The following is a 10,618-nucleotide window of genomic DNA, read 5'->3' on the forward strand; positions in this document are numbered from 1 at the left end:
TGGCTTATTCAATGAACTGATTCTACAGAAAATAAGGAAGGATAGTCAATAGAATTTTTAGAAATATATCGGATTTTGTATATTTGTATTTATTGAGTGTAATGAAAGACCTTGCTGTTCATGAGGTTAGGAGAGATGTCGGATTTTTTATTGTAAAAAACTGTTCTTTCATGTGGTGTTTAATGGAGGCGCTTTCAATCATTTGTTGTGACAATCGCTGCCAATTATGGAGACAGAAGAGCGGCACCGGAAATCCATCCGGTGCCGCTTTCTGATTTAAAAAAAGAGAGGTTGATTTCGTCATTCGTTTCCGGGGAAAGGCCGAATGACGAAACTGGGAGTCTGAATGACGAAACCGGGAGTCTGAATGACGAAACTGCGGTCACGAATGACGAAATTACATCCCGGAATGATGTAATGGGGACAACGAGTGTTCCCGGACAAAAGCTTCCATCCGGTCCATGGCTTTTACCAGGTTCTCCATGGAGTTGGCATAGGAGATCCGGATATGGCCTTCGCCGTAAGATGTGAACGAGCTGCCCGGTACGACCGCGACATGTTGACGGTCCAGCAGCTGTTCGGCGAATTCATATGAAGTCAGGCCGGTGTCTTTAATCGATGGGAACAGATAGAAAGCCCCGTCGGGTTGTTCCGTTTCGAGCCCCATCTGCCGGAGACTGCCCATGACATAGTTTCTGCGTTCGATATATTGTTTGTTCATCTCTCCCGGAGCATCCCTGCAGTGATCGAGCGCTTCAATCGCGGCATACTGGCCCGGCAGGGAAGCGCAGATTGTGCTGGAAAGGTGGACTTTCAGGATCTGCTCCATGATCTCCCGAGATCCCAGCGTAAATCCGATCCGCCACCCGGTCATGGCATGTGATTTGGACAGGCCGTGGATCAGGATAAGCCTGTCCCGGATCTCCGGGTAGGAGGCAAAGGAAATATGGCCGTCTCCGTAGGTGTTTTCACTGTAGATTTCGTCGGAGACGACCCACAATTTGTGTTTGCTGAGGACCCTGATCAGCCCATCCATCGCTTTGCGAGTAAGGGTGACGCCTGTCGGGTTGGAAGGATAGTTAAAGATCACCGCTTTTGTGCGGAAGGTGATCAGCGCCTCCAAAGCCTCGGCATCCGGTTGGAAACCGGTTTCGGATGTATCCAGGTAAACAGGTGTTGCCCCGGCCAAACGAATCACCGGCTCATATCCGGAATAGATCGGGGCAGGAAGGATCACCTCATCGCCTTCATTTAATAAAGTGCGGAGTGTCGAGTCGATTCCTTCGCTCGCCCCGTTGGTGGGCGCTCCAGCAGGGGGTTCTGGATGCGCAGGAAAATCCGCTGGCGAATATCGTCGCCCCAAAGTTTGATGAGGTGCAGGACTACCTGTCTTTGACCGGCCATTTTTATAACACGGTCATGCTTTTCGTGAATGACGAGACATGGGCAGCAATCTCCCCTGAAGACCAGGAAATCATTTTGGCCGAGACGGACAGGATCTCGAATGAAATCCGTGAGCGGAATGACGGGATGGAACAGGAATACCTCGATACGCTCGAGGAACGGGGCATGGAAATCAACGACAATGTCGATACGGAAGCGTTCCGTGAAGCCATGCTGCCGGTCTATGACAAATGGGAGAAGGAACATTTCGGAAGCGAACTGATGGACGTGTACCGTGCCGCTTCCGGCTGGTGAATAAACAGGCCGCCTGACCGGCGGCATCCCGCACCGATGGCTTTTTGCATCAGGAACAATAGGAGGAACACTTTTGGAAAAGCTGGCTACGATTTTGGCAAAGATCTTATCTTACTTATGCATCATCGCATTGGCTTTACTGTCGGCCATCGTGTTGATCCAGGTTGTCTCGAGATTTTTCGATGTCTCGCTTCCTGCCACTGAAGAACTGGCAAGGCTGCTGATTGTGTGGCTGACGTTTTTGGGATCAGCCTTGGCCATCCATGAAAAAATGCATTTGGATGTCCGGTATTTTGTGAATCTGGCAAGTGAGCGGTACCAGCGCATTATCGATACATTGATTTATGTTCTGGTCGCCGTGCTGCTGGCCGTCCTGGTCTTCTACGGCTTCAGTCTGTCGATGACTGCGCTGACGACAGCATCCGCGACCATGCGGCTGCCGATGGCGGTTTTCTACCTGGCCATTCCGGTCAGTTCTCTGTTCGCACTTTACTTCATCGTTGTGCACATCTTGAATCCGAATCAGGCTGAACAAAAGGAGGCGAGCTTATGATTGTCTCGATCCTGCTTGCCTTCTTCGCCCTCCTGTTCCTCGGGATGCCGATTGCATTTACGATCGGCTTTGTGTCGATCGGTGTATTGGTGGTCAGCGGTGTTCCGCTTGAAGTCGTGATTCAGCGGTTGTTCGCAGGCGTGAACAACTTTTCTTATCTGGCGATTCCGCTGTTTATCCTTGCCGGGAATATCATGGGTGAAGGCGGCCTGACCAAGAGGCTGATGGCATTGGCCGATGCCATCGTGGGACGGTTTTCCGGAGGCCTCGGGATGACTGCAGTCGTCACGAGTGCGTTCTTCGGCACCGTGTCCGGGTCGACTGTCGCCACTACATACGCTGTGGGATCGGTGATTGTCCCACGGATGAAAGAGCAGAAATACAGCAATTCGTTTATCGCCAGCATCATCGGGCCTGCAGGGGTTCTTGGCCTGATCATACCGCCCAGCATCACGATGGTCATCCTCGGCGTGACCACGAACATTTCCATCGGCAAGCTGTTTATTGCCGGCTTTATCCCAGGAATTATCCTGACCGTCGCACTTTGCATCTATGTGTCGTGGATGTCGAAGAAAAAAGGCTTTGGCGTCGTTGAGAATGCACATGTGAGCGGGAAGGAATTCTGGTCAATCGTCAGGTCGGCGTTGCTTCCGCTGCTGTCCCCGGTCTTTATCCTTGGAGGGATTTTCAGCGGACTGGTCACGGCGACAGAGGCTGCGAGCATTGCGGTCGTCTACGGATTCATTTTGGCGATGTTCTACGGGGAGCTGAACGTCAAGAAGTTCAAGAACATCATGGCGAATTCTGCTGTGACGTCGGCCATTAGCCTAATCATTATTTCCTTTGCGAGTGTCTTCACTTATGTGCTGACGGTGAACCGGCTGCCTGAAGTGATCTCCGACTTCTTCCTCGGGTTCGCTTCCACACCGCTCCAGTTCCTGCTGGTCGTCTCGGTCATCCTGCTGATTCTCGGCATGCTGACGGAAGTGACGTCGCTGATCATCCTGCTTGGCCCGATCTTCATGCCGATCGCCATGCAGTACGGCATCGACCCGATCCACTTCGGCATGTTCTGTGTGATTCGGCAGGGGCAGGGACATGGCATCGAAAACCCGTATGACGAGAAGATTGAGATGATTGCAGTGGTTTTTTGAATGGGTTTCAGAAGTAGCGATGGATAGCCCAATGGCTGTCCATCTTTTTTTGTGTTACAGGGACTTATTTACAATCCCGGATGGATGCCATTTCTTCATAATCAGATAGCACCATCTTCAATCTGACAAATGTATCAATCGGATCGGGCGGACGGATCAAATTCCCGGTAACCGCTTTCATAATGGCGACTTCTGTATGATAGGCGGCGTTTCTTAAGTTCGATAAACTGTGGGAAAGTACTGTCAATTTAGAAGGGGAGTAGGGGAAAGCATGCTGAAAGTTACGAAGAAAGCGAGGGTTGCCGCCGTATTGACGGGCACAATGGCACTCGGTACCGTCTTTGCAATGCCGGTGACAGCAGGAGGGGGAGCGGTGAACAAGCATTGGGACCGGCCGGGCCCGATGTCGCCGGTCCTGCATCCGGGTTCCGTTAAAGGTGCCGGAATGGTCCAGGCACCGCTGGATTCGATTGACGGGGCAATCGGGCAAAGCATTGCGGACAGGACATTCCCGGGAGCGGTGGTGTTCGTGGCGAGGAACGGCCATGTCGTAAAGCATGAGGCATACGGACATTCGGCGCTGTATACCGATGATCAGTTTACGGAGATGGACGAGCCGGTTGCCATGACGGAGGAAACGATTTTCGATCTGGCCTCCATCAGCAAGATCTTCACGACGACCGCTGCAATGAAACTTTATGAGCAGGGGCTTTTCTCGCTGGATGATCCGGTCGCCGCGTACATCCCGGAGTTTGCCGACAACGGCAAGGAGGACGTGACGATCCGCCAACTGATGACCCATACATCCGGATTTACTGCGTGGGTGCCGCTTTATAGCCAGGGTGATACCCGGGAGGACCGGTTGGACATCGCCCACCGCTATCCGCTCGCCAATTCTCCTGGGACGAAGTACACGTACAGCGACCTGAATATGATCACACTTGGTTCCCTTGTGGAGCGACTTTCCGGAAAGCGTCTGGACGAGTTCATCAAAGATGAAATCACGGGGCCGCTCGGGATGAAGGATACGATGTACAATCCGCCTGCAGAGCTGCAGCACAGGATTGCAGCAACCGAATACCAGCCTGCACTCGGCAGGGGCATCGTCTGGGGAAGTGTCCATGATGAAAACGCCTGGTCGCTGGATGGAGTGGCGGGGCACGCCGGTGTGTTCTCGACGGCGACGGACCTTGCCAAGTTCGCGCATATGTTCCTGAATGACGGCCGGTACGGCGGCAAGCGGATCCTGAAGCCGGAGACGGTCCGCCTTCTTGAAGAAAACCAGATTCCGGGATTCCCTGGCAATGATCACGGTCTTGGCTGGGAACTGAACCAGGGCTGGTACATGGATGCACTGGCTGATTCGGGTACGGCAGGACATACGGGCTATACCGGGACAAGCATCGCCGTGAGCAAGAAAAACCAGACGATCGCCATCTTATTGACGAACCGGGTGCATCCGTCGCGAAATACGATTTCACTCAATACGATCCGGCGGACGGTTGCCCGTCATGTGGCGGATGCCATTCCGGCGCCGCTCCCGAAGCATGATGATATGTGGTTCTCGGGCTACGGGGACCAGCTGGACCGGACGCTTGGGTTCCAGTTGAACGATGAAGCAGCCGAGCTTTCATTTGATTCCTGGCACCGCCTTGAAGACGGATCTGACTTTGGCCGGGTGGAAGTCTCGGCTGACGGGGTGAGCTGGACGGAACTCGCGTCATTGACCGGAAACGGCGGGGATATGGAGCGGGTGACGGCAGAACTGCCTGAAGGCACCGAGTTTGTCCGCTTCCGCTACGACACCGACGCATCCGTTAACGGCCGGGGCTGGTATGTCGGGAACGTGATGGCGGATGGGGAAATCTTGGAGCCTGCCGGACATACCGAGGGTTGGGCTTTAAGAGATCATTAAGGGGGAATGAAGCATGACGAAGATGCGAAAGGTGTTGCTGCTGCCGTTTTTGGTCGCGGTGCTGGTCGCGACACCGATAATGACGGGCGCGGGCACTGCGGGTGCTGCGGAAGAGCCGAAGATTAAAGACGTGGTGATTCTCCAGAACGTGCCGGAGATCGGTCATGAAGCGGACAACGGGGAGCTGCAGCTGACAGCTCTCCATGTGTACCAGGACGGACATTTCAAGAAAACGGACGGCCAAGTTTGGTCTTCTTCCAATCAAAACGTCGCATCAGTGGATGCGGCAGGGAAGGTAACGGCAACCGGAAAGCCGGGGAGAACATGGATCAGTGTGACGGACGGAACCAATTCCGACCGGATCGCAATCCATGCAAAGCCGGATCCGAAAGCGAGAGCGGGCAAGGGCAAGCCGCCTGGAAAGGTGACGATCGTCAAGGAAACCGGCGAGCGCTACAATATCGTGGACAACGCGATCCGCCAGATGACGATGGAGGAAAAAGTCGGGCAGATGCTTATGCCGGACTTCCGCAACTGGAACGGGGAAAACGTGACGGAAATGCTCCCTGAGATCGAGCGACTCGTGAAGGACTACCACCTCGGTGGCGTTATCCTCTTCCGCGAGAACGTCGTGACGACCGAGCAGACGACCCGCCTGGCGCACGCCTACCAGGCAGCCTCCGAAAAGTACGGGATGTTCCTGACGATTGACCAGGAAGGCGGCATCGTGACGCGACTGCAGTCGGGGACTGACATGCCGGGCAACATGGCACTTGGTGCAACCCGTTCCGAGGAACTGGCCTATGACACCGGACGGGTGATCGGCGAGGAACTGGCTTCCCTCGGCATCAACTTCGACCTGGCACCGGTGCTCGACATCAACAACAACCCGGACAATCCGGTGATCGGCGTCCGCTCGTTCGGGGAAGATCCTGAACTGGTCGCGGACCTCGGGACCGCTTATGTAAAGGGGCTCCAGGATACCGGCACGGCGGCGACGGCCAAGCACTTCCCGGGGCACGGGGACACGGCGGTCGACTCCCACCTCGGTCTGCCTGAAGTGCCGCATGACAAGGAGCGGCTGATGGAAGTCGAGCTGTACCCGTTCCAGCGGGCGATGGATGAAGGCATCGACGCCATCATGACGGCTCACGTTACCTTCCCGAAAATCGATGATACGAAAGTGATTTCGAAAAAAGACGGGCAGGAGATCCATGTTCCGGCCACGCTTTCCCACAAAGTGCTGACCGGGCTCATGAGAGAGGAAATGGGCTATGACGGGCTTATCATCACGGATGCGCTGAACATGCAGGCGATCGCCGACCACTTCGGCCCGGTTGACGCTGTCATCAAGGCAATCCAGGCGGGCACCGATATCGTACTGATGCCGGTTGGCCTTGAAACCGTCGCGAACGGCGTATATGACGCGGTCCGCGACGGAGACATTTCCGAAGAACGCATCGAAGCATCCGTCGGGCGGATCCTGAAGCTGAAGCTTGAACGCGGTATCCTCAAGGAAGAAAACCCGAAGCCCGTTGAAGAAAAGATTGCGAACGCACTTGAGGTAGTCGGATCTGAAGAACATAAGGCTGTGGAACGTGCAGTAGCGGAACAGTCTGTAACACTCGTGAAAAACGAAGGCGTTCTACCTCTCGCCCCAAATGCGGATGACCGGATTATCATCGTCGGCAACACGTATATCGATGATCTGTACAATGCAGTAAAGGCGAAACATGACAACACGGTGCTGATCAAGGCCAGCGCACCGCTGACGGACGAACAGCTTGCACAGGTAAGGGAAGCGAAGGCAGTCATCGCCGGAACGGTCACATCCACCGTTTCCCAGCGCTCCGCAACCAGCGCGCAGATGCGGATGGTCAACCAGCTGATTACGGAAACCGACACACCGGTGATCGGCGTCGGCATCCGGAATCCGTACGACATCATGGCTTACCCGAATGCGAATGCTTATCTCGCGCAGTACGGCTTCCGTACAGCAAGCTTCAAGGCGACCGCTTCCATCCTGTTCGGCGAGGTTGCGCCGTCAGGAACGCTGCCGATCACTATTCCTGGTGCTGACGGAGGGGTCCTTTACGGATTCGGACATGGATTGACTTACTGAGGGGGAGAGTTTCATTGAAAAAACGACTGATTGCTCTGCTGACTGCCATGCTCGTTCTGTCCACACTGACGGTCGCATTCGCCGACCATGACAAGGGCAACGGGAAATCGCAGGATCACAACAAGCACCGCAAAGGGCACGAAATCTCACTTGGAGTGGACGTGCTGCTGGACGAACAAAAGCATCTGATTGAAGGTAAGCGCGTCGGACTCATCACGAACCCGACCGGCGTCGATAAGGGCCTGAACAGCATCGTCGACCTGCTCCACAATGATCCGGACGTTGAACTGACGGCGCTGTATGGCCCTGAGCACGGTGTGCGCGGCGACGCGCAGGCAGGACAGTATGTTGAGTACTACATCGATGAAGTGACGGGCCTCCCGGTGTACAGCCTGTACGGCCAGACACGCAAGCCGACACCGGAAATGCTCGAGAATGTCGACGTGCTCGTCTTTGACATCCAGGACGTCGGCACCCGCTTCTACACGTACATCTACACGATGGCGCTCGCGATGGAAGCGGCTGAAGAACAGGACATACCTTTTATCGTGCTTGACCGTCCGAACCCGCTCGGCGGGGAGAAAGTTGAAGGGCCGGTCCTTGATCCGGAATTCGCGTCCTTTGTCGGACAGTACGCCATTCCGCTCCGCCACGGAATGACCGTCGGTGAACTCGCCAAACTGTTTAATGCAGAATTCGGCATCGGTGCGGAACTGACCGTCGTAGAAATGAAGAAATGGAAACGCAAATCGTACTTTGACGAAACAGGACTTCCATTCGTCCTGCCGTCCCCGAACATGCCGACACTGGAAACGGCCCTCGCCTATCCGGGCACCGCACTGATTGAAGGGACGAACGTTTCCGAAGGGAGAGGCACGACCAAACCGTTCGAACTCATCGGCGCACCGTTCATCAACAGCACCGAACTTGCGGCCGAACTGAACGCACTGGAACTCCCGGGCGTCAGCTTCCGCGCAGCGTCGTTCACGCCGATGTTCTCCAAGCATGCTGACACACTGTCCCACGGCATCCAGGTCCACATCACGGACCGTGACGACTACAAGCCGGTCGAAACCGGACTCCACATAGTCAAGACGATCCACGACCTGTATCCGGAAGACGTCACGCTCACCAGCTTCTTCGACAACCTGATCGGAAACGGCTGGATTCGCGAAGGCATCGAAAACGGCATGAGCGTTGAAGAAATGAAAGCGGAATGGGAAGAGGAACTGAAGGCATTCAAAGACGTAAGGAAGCGGTACTTGTTGTATTAAGAAGATAAAAAGCAGGCAGGGGAATCGAAATCCCTGCCTGCTTTTTATGTGTGAATGATTACCGAGCCGTTAGGGATCATTACAAATCGGGCCGGAATCCTAATGAGGGATAAACAGTTTCTTGCCAATTCATCCGGCGGGGGCACTGACTCGGTTCACCGTTGTTTCCTGGTATTTTTGAAATCTTGTTTTTGAGCGTTATCGTGCTTTGCCGGCAGTGAGTATTGTCGCAATTTGTCTAAAAGAAATCATTGTTTAGTATTAGTTATGGGGGTAGAATAGACTTATTAAATTTACATTATATTGAATATTAATAGTTTTATATTCTTCTTTGTCGTACAGGAGAGATGCCGGAATGTGGGAAGGGCTTAAAATCATCGAAACGGGTTGGAGAGCAGATGGACTTTTTATCGTAGTCTTGGGAGGCGTGAAGCGTTCGCTGCTTGAAAGTGAAAACGCGAATGAATATGCCCGCGTGATCGCGGAACGGAGACGCTGTAAAACGTCTGTGACGGCTGAACCGGTTATAGCTTCGGAGGGCATGCCTCCTTTCAGGCGCACGTATTGTTTTGCGGAATGATCCTGCATACCCGAAATCCGGGTAATGCATGTGCAGGACGATAAAAAATCTGGTTTTGCCGCTTCCCAACATGGGAATAGAATGGTTATTAAGCACCACTTTGGAGGTAACGCCAAGTTTGGAACATTCTATCGAATATCAGATGTTCTCCAACGAGCTTTCACGATTATATATAGATTTGGAACAATGCCGGGACGCTGAAATGAAAATGCAGATCTCCGAGGATATTGACTTGCTGGAGCGTGCAATCAGCGCATTACAATGATCGTTTCATAACGGTCTTTTTTTCTGCCCTGGTGCGCATATAGAGAGAAGAAATGGAGAGCGAAAAGGGGACGTGGGGAATGGAAATGAGAACACAGGGTTTAAGCGAGTTTTGCGGACAACGGCTGATCCGGCAGGAAAAGGAGCTCAAACGGCTTCGGACGCTCGTTTATAAAGATGAACTGACTGGCCTGATGAATTACCGGGCATTCAGGGAAGGAATGGGAAAACTGCTGGGGGAGGACGATGCATATGGCCTCATCTATCTGGACCTGGACCAATTCAAGGAAGTGAATGACACCTTCGGACATCTTGCCGGGGACCGGCTCCTCAGGGAAGTGGCAGGCGCTCTTAATCGTGCAGCCGGATCGCTTGCGCAGGTGTATCGGCTTGGTGGAGATGAATTCGCACTGATTGTAACTGCTGCTGAACAACTTCATACTGTCCGGGAGCGGGTCTTGACCGAATTCGAACAAGCTGAAAACCTGGAAATCAAAGGTCTGCGAGTCAGTGCATCAGTCGGCACAGCACAATTTCCTGAAGACGGCAGGACTTATGACGAGATGCTCGGATCTGCGGATTGTTGTATGTACGCCGATAAATACCGGAGAAAAGCCGGGATGACGACGGAAACTTTTTAAAGTGTATAAATGCAAGTGGCGGGCGGTACTCATCAGAGTGCCGCTTTCTTGTGAACTGCCGGTTTAAATGCGTCCAGAATCCGCATAATAAGCCCAACGACTTTGATGGAGGCGAGCAGCCATGACTAAACCGCTTCCGGTTTGTATCGAATGCGGCAAAGAGTTTGATCCCGGACAGTCTGCGGAACCTGACCGCTGCCCTGACTGCACCACACCGGATGAGGTAGCCAACCCGACAGGCGGGCCGAGTACTTACATCGAGGATCCGCATGATACTCAGCCGCCAGACCCGTACGACCCGAACCCTGACGATCTGGAGCCTAAGGATTACGAGGAAGACGTGGAGTAGAAGGTAGGTTCACATAAAAAGAAGAAGAAAGCAAAAACGGTGATGCAGAAACGCATCGCCGTTTTTGG

General features: G+C 53.6%; 9 protein-coding genes. 8 read left to right on the forward strand and 1 reads right to left on the reverse strand.

The annotated features are described in order from the left end of the window. Nucleotides 1–397 precede the first annotated feature (397 nt). The gene (locus AC6CHQ_RS14565) at nucleotides 398–1,363 is read right to left on the reverse strand and encodes an aminotransferase class I/II-fold pyridoxal phosphate-dependent enzyme (RefSeq protein WP_498081939.1); all 966 of its coding nucleotides are present in this window, start codon (nucleotides 1,361–1,363) and stop codon (nucleotides 398–400) included. Between AC6CHQ_RS14565 and dctP the strand changes: the two genes are divergently transcribed. The 8 genes from dctP (at nucleotide 1,267) to AC6CHQ_RS14605 (ending at nucleotide 10,550) form a co-directional block, all read left to right on the forward strand. Next, entirely contained in the window at nucleotides 1,267–1,698 is a 432-nt protein-coding gene (dctP, locus tag AC6CHQ_RS14570; RefSeq protein ID WP_498081940.1) for a TRAP transporter substrate-binding protein DctP, read from the forward strand. The two genes, AC6CHQ_RS14565 and dctP, sit on opposite strands and share 97 nt — an antisense overlap. A gap of 73 nt (nucleotides 1,699–1,771) precedes the next feature. Further along, nucleotides 1,772–2,251, forward strand: a complete 480-nt coding sequence (locus AC6CHQ_RS14575; protein ID WP_498081941.1) for a TRAP transporter small permease — start codon at nucleotides 1,772–1,774, stop codon at nucleotides 2,249–2,251. Then, complete coding sequence (locus AC6CHQ_RS14580) at nucleotides 2,248–3,405, forward strand: TRAP transporter large permease (RefSeq protein ID WP_498081942.1); 1,158 nt, start codon at nucleotides 2,248–2,250, stop codon at nucleotides 3,403–3,405. Before AC6CHQ_RS14575 ends, AC6CHQ_RS14580 begins: the two co-directional genes overlap by 4 nt. Before the next feature lie 271 nt (nucleotides 3,406–3,676). Continuing rightward, the gene (locus AC6CHQ_RS14585) at nucleotides 3,677–5,320 is read left to right on the forward strand and encodes a serine hydrolase domain-containing protein (RefSeq protein ID WP_498081943.1); all 1,644 of its coding nucleotides are present in this window, start codon (nucleotides 3,677–3,679) and stop codon (nucleotides 5,318–5,320) included. A 13-nt stretch (nucleotides 5,321–5,333) separates the two neighbouring features. Then, on the forward strand, nucleotides 5,334–7,442 hold the full coding sequence (locus AC6CHQ_RS14590; RefSeq protein ID WP_498081944.1) for a glycoside hydrolase family 3 N-terminal domain-containing protein: 2,109 nt from the start codon (nucleotides 5,334–5,336) through the stop codon (nucleotides 7,440–7,442). A gap of 14 nt (nucleotides 7,443–7,456) precedes the next feature. After that, the gene (locus tag AC6CHQ_RS14595) at nucleotides 7,457–8,716 is read left to right on the forward strand and encodes an exo-beta-N-acetylmuramidase NamZ family protein (RefSeq protein ID WP_092049892.1); all 1,260 of its coding nucleotides are present in this window, start codon (nucleotides 7,457–7,459) and stop codon (nucleotides 8,714–8,716) included. 924 nt (nucleotides 8,717–9,640) lie between these two features. Further along, nucleotides 9,641–10,201 (forward strand): GGDEF domain-containing protein, encoded by a 561-nt coding sequence (locus tag AC6CHQ_RS14600; RefSeq protein ID WP_498081945.1) that lies wholly within the window; start codon nucleotides 9,641–9,643, stop codon nucleotides 10,199–10,201. 121 nt (nucleotides 10,202–10,322) lie between these two features. Further along, nucleotides 10,323–10,550, forward strand: a complete 228-nt coding sequence (locus AC6CHQ_RS14605; protein ID WP_092049886.1) for a hypothetical protein — start codon at nucleotides 10,323–10,325, stop codon at nucleotides 10,548–10,550. Nucleotides 10,551–10,618: the final 68 nt, after the last annotated feature.

It is taken from the genome of Bhargavaea sp. GQ12 (assembly GCF_059758705.1).

Bases quoted from the DNA above. Each gene is read 5' to 3' on its own strand.
- AC6CHQ_RS14580 (WP_498081942.1), top strand. From the start codon at position 2,248: ATGATTGTCTCGATCCTGCTTGCCTTCTTCGCCCTCCTGTTCCTCGGG.
- AC6CHQ_RS14585 (WP_498081943.1), top strand. From the start codon at position 3,677: ATGCTGAAAGTTACGAAGAAAGCGAGGGTTGCCGCCGTATTGACGGGC.
- AC6CHQ_RS14590 (WP_498081944.1), top strand. From the start codon at position 5,334: ATGACGAAGATGCGAAAGGTGTTGCTGCTGCCGTTTTTGGTCGCGGTG.
- AC6CHQ_RS14600 (WP_498081945.1), top strand. From the start codon at position 9,641: ATGGAAATGAGAACACAGGGTTTAAGCGAGTTTTGCGGACAACGGCTG.
- AC6CHQ_RS14605 (WP_092049886.1), top strand. From the start codon at position 10,323: ATGACTAAACCGCTTCCGGTTTGTATCGAATGCGGCAAAGAGTTTGAT.